Here is a 17675-nt window from a genome sequence, read left to right as displayed (position 1 = left end):
TGCACCGAAGTAATGGAAGAACCCTGTAACGTGCTATGTGAGGAACCCTGTGAAGAGCTATGCAATCTTGACTCCTTCTACCCCAGCGCTATCCGCCTCAGCAACGGAGAAGCGGTTAACTCGTGGTGTGTCGTTACTAACACGCAGCCACCGGCCTGAGCGTGGGCAACAAGCTGTCTTTCTAAATCAGCGACGCCGTGACGATCTATGGCGGTAAAAGGTTCATCCAGTACCCATAGCGCCCTTGGCGTTAATGTTAAGCGCGCCAGGGCCACACGACGCTGTTGGCCTGCCGAGAGTTGCCCTGCAGGCACATCTTCAAAGCCTGCCAATCCAACACGTTCAAGGGCTTCTAAGCGCTCTTCCTCATCACCGCTCTCCCCGCTTAACGCCTGATACCAGGCTAAATTTTCTAACGGGGAAAGCCCTGATTTAATGCCTGGGGCATGTCCTAAATAGAGCAAATTAGCGAGAAAATGTTCACGCGCCTCGCTCATCAAAGCGTCATTCCAAAAGAGTTCACCCTGATAGTCACTGAGTTGCCCGGAGAGGATTTTGAGCAGCGTGGTTTTACCGCTGCCATTAGGACCTTCAATGCGCACTATTTCTCCGCTGCGAATATCAAGATCCAGCCCATTGAACAGCCAGCGGTCATCACGTTCACAGGCCAGCTGTCGGGCTTGAAGGCACAGGCTCAAGGGACTCTCCAGACACATTGATTTCGCGTCGAACTCTACACGGAAAGCCCCTTTCTCGCCACTCAGTCTATGCGGCGCTGGGTCGCAGCATGATCTCCGTCAATGATCGTTAAGACGAATTAATGCTAGCACTGTATGCAAAAACAGGCTTATACTAAAACTACTGTATGAAAAGACATGCTCTGGCGAGCTCAGCACTGGAGATTTATCAATGACGATATCGATGGCAGTACCCACCGCGACCTTCGGCCATAGACAACCAGTACCGCGGGCTTTCGCCATGGCACCAAGCGTGACTCGACGCAATACCTATGCATTAAAGGTGCGTGGTAACGCACTGTGTGATTGCAACTTATTCGATGGCGATGTCATTATTATCCGGCGTTATCAACACGATGCCCAGACAGAAACCGCCGTTGCCGAAATCAATCAGCAAACAATAGCCTTGAGGCAACTCTCTATCAGCCGCTTTGGGGTAGAGTTATGGCCTGAAGATGTTTTGCAGCCCGCGCTATTTTTGCATAACCGTGATATTCAGGTACTCGGGATGGTGATGGGTGTTGAACCTAACCCAAGCGCTTGCCTGAAAAGTAAGCCTACTATCACGGAGCATTAATGCGCTACCGGGTTCCGGCACTCCCCCCTTCGTCCTGGCATACGACTGATATCGAAGTAGAAAAGAGCCACTTCATAACTTGGGTCTGCCACGCGCCGGACATCAGCGCGTTCACCATCATGTTGAACGCCGCGAAAACTGCACATCCCAATGCTAGCCACCACTGCACTGCTTATATTGCCGGGCCACCCGGCGAACAGAATTTGATTGGCTTCTCTGATGATGGTGAGCCAGGCGGCACCGCCGGGCGACCAATGTACCAAGTACTGCAGGGTAGCCAACTGGGCCATATTGGCTGTGTGGTGATTCGCTATTTTGGTGGCACGAAATTGGGTACCGGAGGTTTAGCCCGCGCTTATGCCCAAGCGGTTAGCCATGCGCTTGAGACATTGCCTACTCAAGAAGTCATAGAGCGTGACACTTATACCCTACGCCTCAGCTTTGCCAGCGAGGCGATTGCCCGCACCTGGTGTGAAGAACACGACATCCCTATTGAGCAAGCTGACTACGACGGCGATGGTGTCCGCCTGTGTATTGGCTGGCCACGTGACTGCCCGCTTGATCTTTCCCTGCTGGAAAACCGTGTGAAGAACGCTATTGAGGTTCTTACAGCACCAAAGACATGAATAAAGCGGTGCCGGAATATTAGTAGTGTGTCTGTGTCATTGCGAGGAGCCTGCGACGAAGCAATCTCGGCCGGTGCGGTGGCAAACAAAACCGAGATCGCCGCGCTTCGCTCGCGATGACAGAGAACTAGTTACCCAAGATATTTAATCATTACCCCGGCCGCTACCGCCGAGCCTATAACCCCCGCTACATTAGGCCCCATGGCATGCATCAGCAGGAAGTTGTGCGGGTTCGATTCCAGCCCGACCTTGTTGGCCACTCGGGCGGCCATGGGTACCGCCGATACGCCTGCGGCACCAATGAGGGGGTTAATCGGCATTTTACTGACCAGGTTCATTAGCTTCGCCATTAATACCCCCGCGGCCGTGCCGATCCCAAAGGCAACTATACCTAAGCCTAGTATCCCCAGCGTTTCAAATGTCAGGAAGCTATCGGCCATTAACTTGGAGCCGACGGATAGCCCCAGAATAATGGTGACAATATTGATCAGGGAATTCTGCGCGGTATCCGATAAACGCTCGACCACGCCGCATTCGCGCATCAAATTACCGAAACAGAACATGCCGAGTAGCGGCGCGGCATCGGGCAGAAACAGTGCGACCAGAATCAACAGCATCAGCGGGAAAACAACCTTTTCCAGCTTGGAGACTGGCCGCAGCTGCGTCATCTTGATTTGCCGTTCTTTATCGGTGGTCAGCAGACGCATAATCGGCGGCTGAATTAGTGGCACCAGTGCCATATAGGCGTAGGCAGCCACGGCAATGGCGCCCAGTAGCTCGGGTGCCAGCACGCTGGAGACATAGATAGACGTCGGCCCATCTGCGCCGCCGATAATACCAATGGCGGCCGCCTGATTGAGCGAGAAGTCCATGATACCCATCGATGTAAGCGCCACGGCGCCAAACAGCGTGGCAAAAATACCAAACTGAGCGGCGGCACCTAGGAACAGCGTTCGTGGGTTGGCCAGCAGCGGGCCAAAATCTGTCATCGCGCCCACGCCCATAAAGATAATCAACGGGGCGATGCCCGAACCGATCGCGACTTTGTAGAAGTTGTAAAGCATGCCATCGCTGTAACCAACGCCCACGGCGATATCCCGCGCGGCGCGCACCTGATCCGGCGCGGCGCCGTCATGAGCAATCGCATGCAGCGACTCTCGCCAGGCTTCCGCGTTCGCCAGCGGATCGAGGGTGGCGCCCAGTGCTGCCGCCATCTGCTGTAACACGGCGGGCTTTGCCACCTCGATCGCTTGGTCGAGTGCGGAGATAGCCAAGCCAGCCTCGGGGATGTTGGCGAGAATGCCGCCAAAGCCAATCGGCACTAGCAACAGCGGCTCAAACTTTTTATAAATGGCCAGATAGAGCAGTAGCAGCCCTACCAAAATCATGGTCGCCTGGCCAAGCTCAAGGTTATACAGCCCAGAGCCTTCCCATAACGTGACTAATTTATCCATTACCGGATGCCCTTAGAGTTCGATCAACGTATCGCCTACGGCTACGCTGTCGCCCTCGCTGACGTTAACCTTAGAGACAGTGCCTGCGCTGCTGGCACGCACTTCGGTTTCCATTTTCATCGCTTCCAGAATGATGACGACATCACCCTCAGCGACCTGCTCGCCGGGACGTACATTGACCTTGAAAATATTACCGGCCAAGGGGGCATCAATGCTTTCACCACTCCCGCCACCGCTCGGTGCCGGAGCGTCGTCTTTGGGTGCATCCGTTGCTGCAACGGAGGCGGTTTGCTCCTGTACGTCGCTGATGTCGCCACCTTCAGCAACCTCCACAACGTAGGCTTTACCGTTGAGTTTTACGGTATAAGTTTCTGGACCGCGGCTAGCGGCGGGCGCTTTGCTCTCGGTTTGTGCCGGTACGCTAGCGCTTTCTGCCTCAGCTGCCTGAGGAACAGGCTCGAAGGCATCGGGGTTGTCTCGATTCTTAAGGAATTTCAAACCAATCTGCGGAAACAGCGCATAGGTTAATACGTCGTCGACTTCCCGCTTGCCTTCGGCCAAGCGGATGCCCTCAGCGCTGGCCTTGTCTTTTAGCTCTGCGGCCAGCTTGTCCATCTCCGGTGATAGGTTATCTGCTGGACGGCAGGTGATCGGCTCGCCGCCTTCCAGCACGCGCTTTTGCAACTCGGCGTTAAAGGGCGCGGGAGCCGCGCCGTATTCACCTTTGAGCAGCGCTTGTACCTCCTTGGAGATCGACTTATAGCGCTCGCCCATCATTACGTTCATGACCGCTTGAGTGCCGACAATTTGCGAGGTGGGCGTGACCAAAGGGATAAAGCCCAGGTCCTCGCGCACACGGGGAATTTCGCTGAGTACATCATCCAGCTTATCGCCCGCCCCCTGCTCTTTGAGCTGTCCTTCCATGTTGGTCAGCATCCCACCCGGCACCTGAGCAATCAGGATCCGCGAATCAATACCGCGCAGCGAGCCTTCAAAGGCGGCGTACTTTTTGCGCACTTCACGGAAATAGCCAGCGATATCTTCCAGTAGCTCAAGGTCCAGGCCGGTATCGCGGCCGGTGTCTTTGAGCATCGCGACCACAGATTCAGTTGGGCTGTGGCCATAGGTCATCGACATGGAAGAGATCGAGGTATCGACGTTATCAATGCCCGCCTCGACCGCCTTCAAAATGGTCGAGGTAGAAAGTCCGGTGGTGGCGTGGCAGTGCAGGTGTACCGGAATCGATAGCTCTTTTTTGAGCCGGGTGACCAAATCGAACGCCGTATAAGGCGTCAGCAGCCCCGCCATATCCTTGATAGCCAATGAATCCGCGCCCAAACCGGCAATGGTTTTGGCGAGGTCGACCCAGCTATCCAGGGTATGTACCGGGCTTACGGTATAGGAAATCGTGCCTTGTGCATGGCCTTCGACATTGCGTACCGCCTGGATGGCACGCTCTAAATTACGTGGGTCATTCATGGCATCAAAGACACGGAAGACATCCACGCCATTGGTTTTTGCCCGTTCGACGAACTTATCGACGACGTCATCGGCATAATGACGATAACCCAACAGGTTCTGGCCCCGCAGCAGCATGGCCTGGGGTGTATTCGGCATGGCTTCTTTCAGGGCACGAATACGCTCCCAGGGGTCTTCGCCCAAATAACGGATACAGGCGTCATAGGTGGCTCCACCCCAGGTTTCCAGCGACCAGTAGCCGACACGATCAAGCTTTTCGGCGATCGGCAACATATCGTCCAGCCGCATACGCGTGGCAAACAGCGATTGGTGGGCATCGCGCAGCACGACATCAGTAATGCCTAGTGGGCGTTTAATTTCGTTCATGGTCTTGGCTCGCAGTAGAGAATCACAAGTTTGTAGTAAAAATAACAAAAAAATAGCCAAAAAATGGCTTTAATGAAAAAATTTAAGAAAGTTAGTGACGCCGTGTTGATCGATAACGATGCACTGCAGCACTGATCACCGCCATCACCTCGTCATTTTGAGCAGAGGGAGCATGAGATGACGGCGATTTCTTAGCGGTCACGGCGGTCACTGGTACGGGTTGAAAACGCCCGATCAGCTTCGACATGAAAGTGACACTGATCACTAAAAGTGTAAGAAAAACAAAAACGACACCCATTCCAAGCGCCATTAACGCCAAACCGTCTTGCAATAGCTCTAGATCCTGCATAAGGCGCTCTCCTAATTTACTAAATACGGTTTATAACGATGATTCACAACCAGGGCTTCTAATTGGTTTCTAAATTGCTCATGCGCACATCATTAAGCCTATGCCGTGAAAGGCACTTGGCGCAGTGAGGGGAATACACTAACCTGCCACACTCAGAATAGAATGCAATGGCGCGATAGTGGAACTCATGGTTGTTAATTTACTACATAAAGGCAGAATTGGCCTAGCCCCGATGGAAGGGGTGATTGATGCATTGACTCGCGACCTGTTGACTAGGCAAGTCGGTTTTGACTGGACGGTGACCGAATTTGTCCGCGTTGTCGATGCGCGCCTGCCACCAAGAGTATTCTACAAGCATTGCCCAGAGCTTGCGCAACCGCCTGTGACAACACCAAGCGGCATTCCCGTGCATTTACAACTGCTTGGCTCTGACCCTACCGCACTGGCGGCCAATGCGCGCCAGGCTCTCAAGCTTGGCGCGGTGAGCGTTGATCTCAATTTTGGCTGCCCTGCCAAGCTGGTTAACCGCCATGATGGCGGCGCTTCGCTGCTACGCCAACCGGATCGCGTTTATCAAGCCGTCAAAGCCGTTTCAGAAGCGCTAGAAGGCGAAATCCCCGTGACGGCCAAGATTCGCCTGGGGTTTGCCAATCGCCGCTTAGCCGTTGCCTGCGCCCAAGCCACTGAAGCGGGCGGTGCAGCGCAGTTAGTCGTGCATGCGAGGACGCGCGACGAAGGCTACCGCCCTCCGGCGCATTGGGAGTGGATCGGCAAAATTCGCCGTCACGTGAGTATTCCGGTGGTCGCCAATGGCGATATCTGGACCCTGGAAGATTACTGGAAAGCTCGCACGTTGTCGGGGTGTTGTGACGTGATGCTAGGACGCAGCGCGCTGGCGGACCCCTGGCTTGCTCCGCGCATCCGTCACTGGCAGCTAACCGGCGAACGATTACCCGAAAGCAGCTGGGCAATGCGGGCCAGCGTGCTAAAAGAGTATGCCGCCCTACAAAGGCAACACCTGCCTGACCGCGTCGTGGTCTCGCTGGTTAAACAATGGCTCGCCCAAATGCGCCAAGGCAGTAGCGAAGCACATCAGAACTTTCAGCGCGTTAAACGTCTTACCGAATTAGACCAACTGCTCGGCAGCCTCGTCATTGATGAGCAGTTCGCTGCACTGGCTTAGCCTTACGCTCAACGGTGCTGCTCATACCGCTAGAAATATAAAACTCAATAGCCAAAAAAAAGCGCCCTACCGCAAAGCGGGGGCGCTACACACGATCGCAAGACCGGGGTGCGAGCGATTCTCTTCCGGTCAGGCTAGAAACAAGTGTTCAGACTAGAAAAATAGCCGGTCAGGCTGGAAACAGAAAACCCGCTCTCGTTTGAGAGCGGGTTTAGGAATCTGGCGCGCCCGGGAGGATTCGAACCTCCGACCCCCTGATTCGTAGTCAGGTACTCTATCCAGCTGAGCTACGGGCGCGTAATATTTCTGTAAACATTTATACTTACATTTACCAAGACTAGTGCTGATGCTATTAGAACCAGCGCTGCTGGAATTCAGATTACTAATCTTAGAAGGTGGCGCGCCCGGGAGGATTCGAACCTCCGACCCCCTGATTCGTAGTCAGGTACTCTATCCAGCTGAGCTACGGGCGCATACCTTGTGACCATGTACTTTTTAACAAAACTTTTATTAATAAAAACTCTCATTAACAAAGTACTAACTGGCCGTGCTGTTGGCGGAGAGAGAGGGATTCGAACCCTCGATAGGGCTATAAACCCTATACTCCCTTAGCAGGGGAGCGCCTTCAGCCACTCGGCCACCTCTCCTTAACGGCACGGCGCGAATATTACCGATTTAGGCTTCTTATGTCTAGTCCCCGACGGATTTTTTTCGCACCGACCATATCTTACAGATAAGCTTACGTCTTAAGCATCGTGTCATTATGCAAACTCGCAAGTCTTATTCTACTTCGTTTTCACTGTTTCGTTCACGCTGAATGCGCTGGTATATCTCTTCACGATGAACTGCAACATCTTTAGGTGCATTAACACCAATACGCACTTGATTGCCTTTTACACCTAGAACGGTGACGGTGATTTCATCACCGATCATCAGGGTTTCGCCGACTCGGCGAGTTAGGATGAGCATGGCTGATCTCCTTTTCAGACGTTTTATGCAACGGGATATGTCAGCCGGAGGCAACACTACACCATTATGCAGTATAGTGTTGCCTGTCACCAAGGACTCCGGCTCCATGACACTTAAACCTCCCGTTGAAAGAAAGCTCACCACCACACGGCAGCAAGTACCCCTTCAGCGTAGAAGGTTTAAAGCATTCATGTTATTCAGATTCGATATCTGCCTTATCTAAACCAAACGCTTTATGTAGTGCATTGACAGCAAGTTCCATATGTTTCTCATCAATTACGACTGAGATTTTAATCTCAGAGGTGGATACCATACGGATATTAACGTTCTCATCGGCTAGTACACGGAACATTTTAGACGCTACACCCGCGTGAGAGCGCATCCCCACACCCACTAAGGATACCTTGGCGATATTATCATCGCCACGCAACTCACCACCGCCTAAGTCTGGGATTACCGTTTCTTCAAGTAACTTTTTAGTCGCTTTGTAATCGCCCTTGGCGACCGTAAAAGTGAAATCGGTATAGTCACCTGCTGGCGCCACGTTCTGCACGATCATATCCACTTCAATATTGGCATCGGCAATAGGGCCTAAGATACGCGATGCCACACCCGGCACATCCGGCGTATTCAGCAGGGTTAACTTTGCTTCGTTTTTGGTAAAAGCGATACCGGAGATCAGTGGTTCTTCCATAGCGTCCTCGTCTTGGTCTGCTTCTGCAACAATTAGGGTACCGGGGCCGTCTTCAAAGCTCGACAGCACCCGCAGGGGCACGTTGTATTTGCCTGCAAACTCTACCGCGCGGATCTGCAGTACTTTGGAACCGAGGCTGGCCAGCTCCAACATCTCTTCTACGGTAATGCTCTCTAACCGCTGAGCTCTTGAGCATACGCGCGGGTCAGTGGTGTACACCCCATCGACATCAGTGTAAATCTGGCATTCATCGGCACCTAATGCCGCCGCCAGCGCCACCCCAGTGGTATCAGAACCACCGCGTCCCAAGGTAGTGATATTGCCGTCTTCATCCACCCCTTGGAAACCAGCCACAACCACGACCTGCCCTGCTTCCAGGTCAGCTTTCAGGTCATCGGTTTCAATCCGCTGAATACGTGCTTTGGTATAGGCGTTATCGGTATGAATACCTACCTGGGCGCCAGTATGCGACGTGGCCGATACACCAATTTGCTGAAGTGCCATCGCGAGCAAGGATATGGTTACCTGCTCACCGGTCGATAGCAGCATATCCATTTCGCGTGGTGCAGGATCTTCGTTAAGCGCCTGTGCCATATCTGTTAAACGGTTGGTTTCGCCGCTCATGGCGGAGACCACAACTACGACCTGGTGGCCTTGATCGCGGAAGCCCTTAACCTTTTCCGCTACGGCCTTGATACGCTCGACAGAGCCCACCGAAGTGCCGCCGAACTTCTGTACGTATAGTGCCATATGCCGTTTTTCCTATGCGTTCGGGAATTTAGGGTGAAATTGTCACAAATAAGGCCGGCGACAATCATGCCACCGGCCTAGAGGTTTAGCTAAGCACGTTTTCCAACCATACCGGTACGCTCTTCAACGCATCCGGCAAGGCGTCGGGCTGACTACCTCCCGCTTGCGCCATATCAGGGCGGCCACCGCCCTTCCCTCCCACTTGGGAGGCAACATGGTTAACCAGCTCACCGGCCTTCACTTGACTGGTCAAGTCTTGGGTTACCCCAGCGATCAGGCTTACTTTGCCAGCGGCTTGGTCTGCAACGCCGAGAATAATGACGCCTGAACTGAGCTTGTTTTTAAGCTGATCAAGAATGCCGCGCAGGTCTTTGCCTGAGACACCCTCCAGCTGAGTCGCCAGGAGTTTAACGCCATTAATCTCTTGCACCTGACTGAGCATGTCGCTGCCTGCAGCGCTGGCCAGCTTCGCTTTAAGCTGTTCGAGCTCTTTTTCAAGGCTACGGTTACGCTCAACCAGCGACTCCACACGTGCTTCAACCTGCTCGGGCTTGGTCTTCAAACGTTCGCTCAAGCGCTCAAGACATGCCTCCTGTTCGCGGAAGTAGGTCAGCGCGTTTTCACCGGTGATCGCCTCAATACGACGTACACCGGAAGCAATGCCTACTTCGCTCATCACATGACAGCAGCCAATATCGCCACTGCGCGCCACGTGGGTACCACCACATAACTCAATAGAGAAGTCATCGGCGCCGATAGTCAGTACGCGCACGTTCTCGGCGTACTTAGCCTCAAACAACGCCGCTGCACCTTTGGCTTTGGCTTGATCAAGGCTCATTTGCTCGATCTGAGTCGGTGCGTTGGCCAGAATCTGCTCGTTAACCAGCCGTTCGACTTCCGCTAGTTGCTCAGCGGTCATTGGCTCAAAGTGGCTAAAGTCGAAACGCAGTCGCTCTGCATTGACCAGCGAACCTTTCTGCTGAACGTGATCGCCCAACACCATACGTAGCGCTTTATGCAGCAGGTGTGTTGCCGAGTGATTGCGGATGGTTGCCGTTCGCAGGCTGGCATCTACTTCGCCACGCACACTGGCGCCAACACTCAGCGAGCCCTCTACCATCATGCCTTGATGAAGGTGATGACCGCGCTGCTTTTGGGTATCGGTGACCTGAAAGCGCCCACCGTCGACATATAGATAGCCCGTATCACCTACCTGCCCGCCCGACTCACCGTAAAACGGCGTGCGATCCAATACCACGACGCCCTTTTGGCCTGCTTCCAGCGCAGCCAGTGCATTGCCTTCGCTGTCGACCAATGCCGTTACTTTGGCTTGGTCTTCTAACCGGTCATAACCGGTAAAGGCCGTTTCGCCATCCAGTTCAATCGAGGCGCTATAGTCGGCGCCAAATTGGCTGGCCGCCCTAGCGCGGTCGCGCTGAGCCTCCAATGCTTGTTGAAAGCCCTCTTCATCGAGGGTAACGCCGCGCTCACGGCAAACATCGGCGGTAAGGTCAAAAGGGAAACCATAGGTATCGTAAAGCTTAAATACCGTCTCACCCGGCAGTACCTTGCCATCAAGCTCAGCTAGCGCCGCATTCAGCAACCCCATCCCGTGATCCAGCGTGCGCGCAAACTGCTCTTCTTCCTTCAATAGCACTCGCGCTATTTGAGCGCGCGCCTCACGCAGTTCCGGATAAGCATCGCCCATCTCCGCATCCAGCGCGTCCACCAGCTTGTGGAAGAACGGCTCTACCGCGCCCAACTTATGGCCATGACGAATCGCGCGGCGAATGATACGACGCAGCACATAGCCACGCCCTTCGTTGGAAGGCAGCACGCCATCGGCAATCAGGAAGGCACATGAACGGATATGGTCAGCAATCACGCGCAGAGAAGGTGTGGCGATATCCGGGTGGCCGGTGGCTTTGGCGGCGGCTTGCAGCAGGTTTTGAAACAGGTCGATTTCATAGTTTGAATGCACGCCTTGCATGACGGCGGCCACCCGTTCTAAGCCCATACCGGTATCGATAGACGGCTTGGGCAGCGGGTTGAGCGTACCTTGGGCATCGCGATCAAACTGCATGAACACTAAGTTCCAGATTTCGATGTAGCGATCACCATCTTCTTCAGGACTACCGGGAGGGCCACCCCAAACCTCTGGTCCGTGATCAAAGAAAATTTCCGAGCTGGGGCCACAAGGGCCGGTATCGCCCATCTGCCAGAAATTATCTTCATCGAGCTTGGAGAAGCGTTCAGGATCAATGCCAATCTCATCTTTCCAGATGCGCTCGGCTTCGTCATCGCTAATGTGCACCGTTACCCAAAGCTTTTCTTTGGGTAGTCCCAGCGTTTCGGTCAGGAACACCCAGGCAAAGCGAATGGCATCATGCTTGAAGTAATCGCCAAAGCTGAAATTACCCAGCATTTCAAAGAAGGTATGGTGACGTGCGGTATAGCCGACATTGTCTAAGTCATTATGCTTACCGCCCGCGCGCACGCAGCGCTGCGCAGAGGTGGCGCGCACGTAAGGGCGCGGATCTCGTCCCAGAAATACATCTTTAAACGGCACCATGCCAGCATTGGTAAACAGTAGCGTGGGGTCATTCCCCGGCACTAAAGAGCCGGTGGGTACAATGGTATGCCCTTGCTCTTCAAAGAAAGAGAGAAAGGCCTGTCTAATCTCTGCGCTTTTCATAGGGTATCCGTAACAAGAAAGCGTGATGTCCCAGGGCGCTGTCGACGCTACCCTCAGGGGTCGCAAAGCAGCCATTATAGCGCAGTTGTCAAACGACTAAAGCCGCACTTAGTGGCAGAGAGGCAAACAGCTAGGTGAACAAGCGTATTAGAGCGCGATTAAAAATGTAAGGAGGGAGGTGTTAGCGGGCTGAAGAAGAGAAATTACAAACAGGAGAGCGCGTAGCGAATTTGTTCAAAATCAAAGCCTCGGCTGGCCAGAAAGCGCTCGCGCCGGGCACGTTCTTTAGGTGTTTCGCCGGGGCTGTCAAAACGACGCGCAAGCGTATCGCGGGCTAATTCAAACCAATCGACTTGCTCACTCTCTTCCACCGCTTCAAAAGCGGCATTGAGCGTTTCTTGATCAACGCCGCGTTGACGCAACTCGCCTTTAATGCGAACAACGCCTTGGCCACGCAAAACACGCGAGCGCACAAAACTAGCCGCAAAACGAGCATCTGACTGTAGCGCCTGCTCAGCTAGAGTGTCTAAGCATTCATCAATAGCTGCATCATCGAAGGACTTTTTCTTCAACCGTTGGGCTAACTCAGCGCGAGAATATTCGCGCCGAGCTAGTAAGCCAATGGCGATGTCACGGGGCGTGGCATCGCGCTGCGAGCCAAATGCCATCAGCTTGCCTTAGCGAAGATCGGCTTACAGCAGATCGTCGTCACCAGCATCCACTTCCGCCGCTGCATCTGCAGGTGCCTCTTCCTTCTTCGGATCAGGTTTGGCCAGGAGCTGCTCACGAATCTGTGTTTCGATCTCGAGCATGACTTCCGGGTGCTCTTCCAGATACAGTGCTGAGTTAGCTTTACCCTGGCCGATTTTAGTACCTTTGTAGCTGTACCATGCACCGGCTTTGTCAACCAGATTGCACTGCACGCCCAGGTCAATCACCTCACCCGCATGGTAAATACCTTTGCCATAAAGAATCTGGAATTCAGCCTGGCGGAACGGCGGCGCCACCTTATTTTTAACTACTTTTACGCGGGTTTCGTTACCGGTGACTTCATCGCCCACTTTCACCGAGCCTGTGCGGCGAATATCCAAACGCACACTGGCGTAGAACTTGAGTGCATTACCGCCGGTAGTGGTTTCTGGGCTACCAAACATCACACCGATCTTCATGCGGATTTGGTTGATAAAGATCACTAGGCAGTTAGCATTTTTAATATTGCCGGTGATTTTACGCAGTGCTTGAGACATCAAACGCGCCTGAAGACCAACGTGGGCATCACCCATTTCGCCTTCGATTTCCGCGCGGGGTGTTAGAGCTGCGACCGAGTCGATAACAATCACGTCAACACCGCCGGAACGCACCAGCATGTCGGTAATTTCCAGCGCCTGCTCGCCGGTATCCGGCTGGGAAACCAGCAGGTCATCCAGATTAACACCCAGTTTTTCTGCGTAGCTGGGGTCAAGGGCGTGCTCGGCATCAACGAAGGCACACACTTTGCCTTGCTTCTGCGCCTGAGCAATCACCGAAAGGGTCAGGGTCGTTTTACCCGACGATTCCGGGCCAAAGATTTCGCATACACGGCCAAACGGCAGGCCGCCGATGCCAAGTGCGATATCCAGCCCCAAAGAACCCGTGGAAACCGACGGCATGACCACGCGCGGTGCGTCGCCCAGACGCATAACGGTGCCCTTGCCGAACTGACGGTCGATCTGGGTGAGTGCAGCGTTTAGCGCTTTAGTGCGGTTGTCATCCTGAGCCATTCAGAAATTCCTCATAACAAGCTGTATAATTACCCAGTAGTATGCCAAAGATTGCGCCGTAAACAAATCCTTGATCACGCTTTCCCACAACTATTTTCCTACGATTACTTTTTGCTCTCCTTCACGCGGGCATCCAGACGCGCCACTAGCCCTGCCAATGCTTGTCGCACTGCCTGCTCCCGCACTGCCTGACGGTCACCCGGGAAATGAAAACACTCCGCCTGCTGGTCGGTGGCATCTCCCCAGGCCAGCCAGACAGTACCTACCGGTTTTTCAGCGCTGCCGCCATCCGGCCCGGCCACACCGCTAACAGCAACCCCCAAACCTGCACCACTTTCCCGACAGGCGCCTTGCACCATCGCTTTTACCACCTCTTCACTTACCGCGCCGTGTGCGCTCAGCGTAGCCTCGGGAACCCCTAACAAACGTGTCTTAGCTGCGTTCGCATAGGTGACATAGCCCGTTGTGAAATAGGCTGAACTGCCTGCCACTCCCGTAATCACGCTGGCGATACCACCACCCGTGCAAGATTCGGCAGCGGTTACTTCCACCTTTAACTGCTGACAAAGCCGCCCCAAACGCTGAGCGAGCAGGGTTAAGTCAAGATTTTTCAGACTAGATACGCTGGGCACTATGTCGCTCCTTCAAGTGAGTCGTCAGTTCAGCGTAGAATACTGTGTTTAGCTTTCTCAAAGAAATTGCTCAATCAGGACGCCCATGTCACAGGCCATCCCCCCGAACACGCCAATGATCACGCAATATTTAAAGATCAAACGCGAACACCCCGAGGTACTGCTGTTCTACCGCATGGGGGATTTTTACGAGTTATTTTTTGATGACGCCAAGCGCGCCGCGGCACTACTGGATATTACGCTTACCCAGCGCGGGCAGTCGGGGGGCAAACCGATCCCGATGGCAGGCGTACCTTATCATAGTGCTGAAGGCTATCTCGCACGCCTGGTCGCCGGTGGCGAGTCGGTGGCTATATGCGAACAGATTGGCGATCCCGCTACCAGCAAAGGTCCCGTTGACCGCCAGGTCGTGCGCATCGTCACCCCCGGCACGCTGCATGATGAAGCGCTGCTGGATGCACGCCGCGACAACGTGTTGGTATCAGTCTCTCCCGGCAAAGATAGCTGGGGCCTGGCCTGGCTGGAACTCTCCAGCGGCCGCTTCAACGTACTGGAAGTGGAGAGCGAGGCCGAAATGCTCGCCGAGTTAACACGCCTCTCCCCCGCCGAGCTACTGGTACCCGAAAGCCTGGCGTTACCCGACACCTGGTCGCAAAAGCGCAGCCTGCGCCGCCAGGGCGAGTGGCTGTTTGACCTGGAGAGCGCTACCCGCAGCCTCTGCGATCAGTTTGAAGTACAGGACTTACGCGGCTTTGGCTGCGCGCATCTCACCACGGCGCTGATTGCGGCCGGGGTGCTGATTGATTACGCCCGTGATACCCAGCGTTCGCGCCTGCCACACGTTACTGCGATTAGCGTTGAGAATCGCGATGATGCCGTGGTGATTGACGCCGCCAGCCGACGCAATCTGGAAATCGACATCAACCTCGGCGGCAGTGCGGACAATACACTCGCTAGTGTGCTGGACACTTGCACCACGGCCATGGGCTCGCGGCTACTCAAACGTTGGCTCAATCGTCCTTTGCGGCAACGAGAGATCGTCCAGAACCGCCATGCGGGCGTGGCGCTATTAAGTCTGGATGCCGCTTATATGCCGCTACGCGACACGCTGAGCGCGGTGGGCGATGTGGAGCGCATTCTGGCCCGGGTCGCATTGTATAGCGCTCGTCCGCGAGATTTGGCGCGTCTGCGTGACGCTTTGGTCACCTTGCCTACCCTTGAGGAGCAGCTGGGCGAGGTAGAGAGCGGAAGCGCCCTCGACAGCCTGCGCCCACATATTCGCCCCTACCCCGAATTAGCCGACACGCTTAGCCGTGCTTTGATCGAAAATCCACCTGTCGTGATTCGGGACGGCGGCGTGATTGCCGATGGTTTTGATGCCGAGCTCGATGAACACCGCGGCATGGCCGAAAATGCCGGGGACTACCTTGTTAAGCTGGAGATTCGCGAGCGCGAACGCACCGGGCTTGCCAATCTTAAAGTGGGCTACAACCGGGTACACGGCTACTTTATTGAGCTGCCCCGCTCCCAGGCGCAGCAGGCGCCCGCTGACTATATTCGCCGTCAAACGCTTAAAAACGCCGAGCGTTTTATCATTCCCGAGCTCAAGGAGTTTGAAGATAAAGCGCTATCGGCCAAATCCCGCGCATTGACGCGTGAAAAGTGGCTGTATGATCGCCTGCTGGGTGAGCTTAATAACAGCCTCCATGCACTACAAAGCACCTCTCAAGCTCTAGCGGAGCTAGACGTACTTTGCGCCTTCGCCGAGCGTGCCGAAGCGCTGCACTGGGTTCGTCCGACGTTAAGCGAGACCACCGGCATTCGTATTGAGGCAGGCCGGCACCCTGTGGTTGAACAAGTCAGTGAAACGCCTTTTGTTCCCAATGACGTGACGCTCAATCCAGACCAGCATATGCTGATTATTACCGGACCCAATATGGGCGGTAAATCAACCTATATGCGCCAGACAGCGTTAATCGCTCTACTGGCCCACTGTGGCAGCTTTGTACCCGCCGACGCCGCTGAGATTGGTCCGCTGGACCGGATATTTACCCGCATTGGCTCCTCAGATGATCTCGCTGGCGGACGTTCCACCTTTATGGTCGAGATGACCGAAACCGCCAATATTCTTCACAACGCCACCCAGCAAAGCTTAATTTTGATGGATGAAATTGGCCGCGGTACCAGCACCTTTGATGGCTTGTCGCTGGCTTGGGCCAGTGCCGAGCATTTGGCAAAGGGCCGTGCGCTAACGCTGTTTGCGACTCACTACTTTGAAATGACCGCATTGCCTGAACATACTGAAGGGGTTGCCAATATTCATTTAACAGCGACCGAGCATGGCGACAGCATCGTGTTTATGCACCGCATTGAGGCAGGCCCCGCCAGTCAGAGCTATGGCTTACAGGTGGCACAGTTAGCGGGCGTTCCCGGCCATGTTATTAAGCGAGCCCGTGAGAAGCTGATGAGCCTGGAGCACCACGACGTAGATACAACCAGACAAGCACCACGCAGCACCCCGCAGCAAAACGACCTGTTCGCCGCTGCGCCACATCCTGTGGTGGAGGCATTGGAAAATGTGGATATGGATGGTTTGACGCCGCGGGAAGCGCTATCACTGTTGTATCAATGGCGAGACCTGATCTAATGGTGATCACCGAACGACCTATAGCAGGTTATACAGAAGGCCATATGGCGCTTGCCGCCAGGTATGCGCACCTCTAGAATGTCGCACAAACTTTTAGCTTATAAAAAACGGCTGATTTATAACCATTCACGATTGACCATGGCCGGGAGCAACCCGGCCCTGCAAGAGGGATAGCAAGATGACGTTTGTCGTTACCGAGAACTGCATCCAGTGCAAATACACCGACTGCGTGGAAGTATGCCCGGTCGACTGTTTCTACGAAGGCCCGAACTTCCTGGTCATCCACCCGGATGAGTGCATTGACTGCGCACTGTGTGAGCCTGAGTGCCCCGCCGAAGCGATATTTTCCGAGGATGAGCTGCCCGATGGGCAGGAGCCATTTATCGAGATAAACGCTGAGATGGCAGAAGTATGGCCCAATATTGCCGAGCGCAAAGATCCGCTGCCTGACGCCGAAGAGTGGGATGGCAAGCCCGGCAAGCTAGAGAAACTAGAGCGCTAGCCGCTAATCAATACCTCTCTTTAAAACCAGCGCTTATTTTAAATTAGCGCTGGTTTTTTATTGTGTCGCCGAAAGTGATTCGTCAAAAATGTGTTGCCAAATTGCGGGCAAAAAAAAGGCGGCCCTTAGGCCGCCCGCTCCAAGCACTTCCTCTGACCACTCCCTGGATCAACTTCCTCAGATGACTTCCCTGCCGGGACTTACCTCTTTGTATCACCCGGCGCATCTGACCCTCATCCCGCTGCATCCTGTCTG

At 54.3% G+C, this 17675-nt stretch carries 15 protein-coding genes and 3 tRNA genes; 5 read left to right on the top strand and 13 right to left on the bottom strand.

All coding sequences use genetic code 11. The features are described from left to right. Positions 1-77 precede the first annotated feature (77 nt). A complete protein-coding gene (gene ccmA, locus ACW44H_RS03210) occupies positions 78-698 on the bottom strand; it encodes a cytochrome c biogenesis heme-transporting ATPase CcmA (RefSeq protein ID WP_113268688.1) in 621 nt (206 codons plus the stop codon). Positions 699-909: 211 nt separating this feature from the next. Between ccmA and ACW44H_RS03205 the strand changes: the two genes are divergently transcribed. Together ACW44H_RS03205 and ACW44H_RS03200 are read left to right on the top strand one after the other, a co-directional pair. Beyond that, positions 910-1314 (top strand): LexA family protein, encoded by a 405-nt coding sequence (locus tag ACW44H_RS03205; protein WP_241524557.1) that lies wholly within the window; start codon positions 910-912, stop codon positions 1312-1314. Continuing rightward, entirely contained in the window at positions 1314-1940 is a 627-nt protein-coding gene (locus ACW44H_RS03200) for an IMPACT family protein (protein ID WP_457506828.1), read from the top strand. The genes ACW44H_RS03205 and ACW44H_RS03200 overlap by 1 nt, the downstream gene beginning before the upstream one ends. Positions 1941-2071: 131 nt before the next feature. Here the strand turns inward: ACW44H_RS03200 and ACW44H_RS03195 are convergent, their stop codons facing one another. The 3 genes from ACW44H_RS03195 to ACW44H_RS03185 form a co-directional block, all read right to left on the bottom strand. Then, entirely contained in the window at positions 2072-3394 is a 1323-nt protein-coding gene (locus ACW44H_RS03195; RefSeq protein ID WP_457506826.1) for a sodium ion-translocating decarboxylase subunit beta, read from the bottom strand. 12 nt (positions 3395-3406) lie between these two features. Continuing rightward, a complete protein-coding gene (gene oadA, locus ACW44H_RS03190; protein ID WP_457506824.1) occupies positions 3407-5239 on the bottom strand; it encodes a sodium-extruding oxaloacetate decarboxylase subunit alpha in 1833 nt (610 codons plus the stop codon). A gap of 91 nt (positions 5240-5330) precedes the next feature. Continuing rightward, positions 5331-5588 carry an OadG family protein gene (locus ACW44H_RS03185; protein WP_457506822.1) on the bottom strand — a complete coding sequence of 86 codons (258 nt, stop codon included), beginning with the start codon at positions 5586-5588 and terminating at the stop codon, positions 5331-5333. A 232-nt stretch (positions 5589-5820) separates the two neighbouring features. Between ACW44H_RS03185 and ACW44H_RS03180 the strand changes: the two genes are divergently transcribed. Next, positions 5821-6771, top strand: coding sequence for a tRNA dihydrouridine synthase (locus ACW44H_RS03180; RefSeq protein WP_457508912.1), 951 nt, complete (start codon positions 5821-5823; stop codon positions 6769-6771). A gap of 220 nt (positions 6772-6991) precedes the next feature. Here the strand turns inward: ACW44H_RS03180 and ACW44H_RS03175 are convergent. The 9 genes from ACW44H_RS03175 to ACW44H_RS03135 all read right to left on the bottom strand — a co-directional run bounded on the left by ACW44H_RS03175 (position 6992) and on the right by ACW44H_RS03135 (position 14274). Next, positions 6992-7068: transfer RNA gene (locus ACW44H_RS03175), tRNA-Arg, on the bottom strand. A 99-nt stretch (positions 7069-7167) separates the two neighbouring features. Next, positions 7168-7244: transfer RNA gene (locus tag ACW44H_RS03170), tRNA-Arg, on the bottom strand. An 81-nt stretch (positions 7245-7325) separates the two neighbouring features. Beyond that, a tRNA-Ser gene (locus ACW44H_RS03165) sits at positions 7326-7418 on the bottom strand. Between the two features lie 133 nt (positions 7419-7551). After that, the gene (gene csrA / locus ACW44H_RS03160; RefSeq protein WP_007111501.1) at positions 7552-7740 is read right to left on the bottom strand and encodes a carbon storage regulator CsrA; all 189 of its coding nucleotides are present in this window, start codon (positions 7738-7740) and stop codon (positions 7552-7554) included. Positions 7741-7933: 193 nt separating this feature from the next. Next, complete coding sequence (locus ACW44H_RS03155; protein WP_457506820.1) at positions 7934-9184, bottom strand: aspartate kinase; 1251 nt, start codon at positions 9182-9184, stop codon at positions 7934-7936. Between the two features lie 85 nt (positions 9185-9269). Further along, positions 9270-11879 carry an alanine--tRNA ligase gene (gene alaS, locus ACW44H_RS03150; RefSeq protein WP_457506818.1) on the bottom strand — a complete coding sequence of 870 codons (2610 nt, stop codon included), beginning with the start codon at positions 11877-11879 and terminating at the stop codon, positions 9270-9272. A 203-nt stretch (positions 11880-12082) separates the two neighbouring features. After that, a complete protein-coding gene (locus ACW44H_RS03145) occupies positions 12083-12547 on the bottom strand; it encodes a regulatory protein RecX (protein WP_457506816.1) in 465 nt (154 codons plus the stop codon). Positions 12548-12571: 24 nt separating this feature from the next. After that, a complete protein-coding gene (recA, locus tag ACW44H_RS03140; protein ID WP_113268680.1) occupies positions 12572-13639 on the bottom strand; it encodes a recombinase RecA in 1068 nt (355 codons plus the stop codon). 104 nt (positions 13640-13743) lie between these two features. Beyond that, positions 13744-14274, bottom strand: coding sequence for a CinA family protein (locus ACW44H_RS03135; RefSeq protein WP_457508910.1), 531 nt, complete (start codon positions 14272-14274; stop codon positions 13744-13746). An 82-nt stretch (positions 14275-14356) separates the two neighbouring features. Here ACW44H_RS03135 and mutS point away from each other — a divergent pair, with 82 nt between their 5' ends. Continuing rightward, positions 14357-16918, top strand: coding sequence for a DNA mismatch repair protein MutS (gene mutS, locus ACW44H_RS03130; protein WP_457506813.1), 2562 nt, complete (start codon positions 14357-14359; stop codon positions 16916-16918). Positions 16919-17096: 178 nt separating this feature from the next. After that, positions 17097-17420, top strand: coding sequence for a ferredoxin FdxA (gene fdxA / locus ACW44H_RS03125; protein WP_113268677.1), 324 nt, complete (start codon positions 17097-17099; stop codon positions 17418-17420). Positions 17421-17675 lie beyond the last annotated feature (255 nt).

The organism is Vreelandella sulfidaeris Esulfide1, from assembly GCF_054072535.1.
This window is presented reverse-complemented; position numbering and strand designations above follow the sequence as displayed.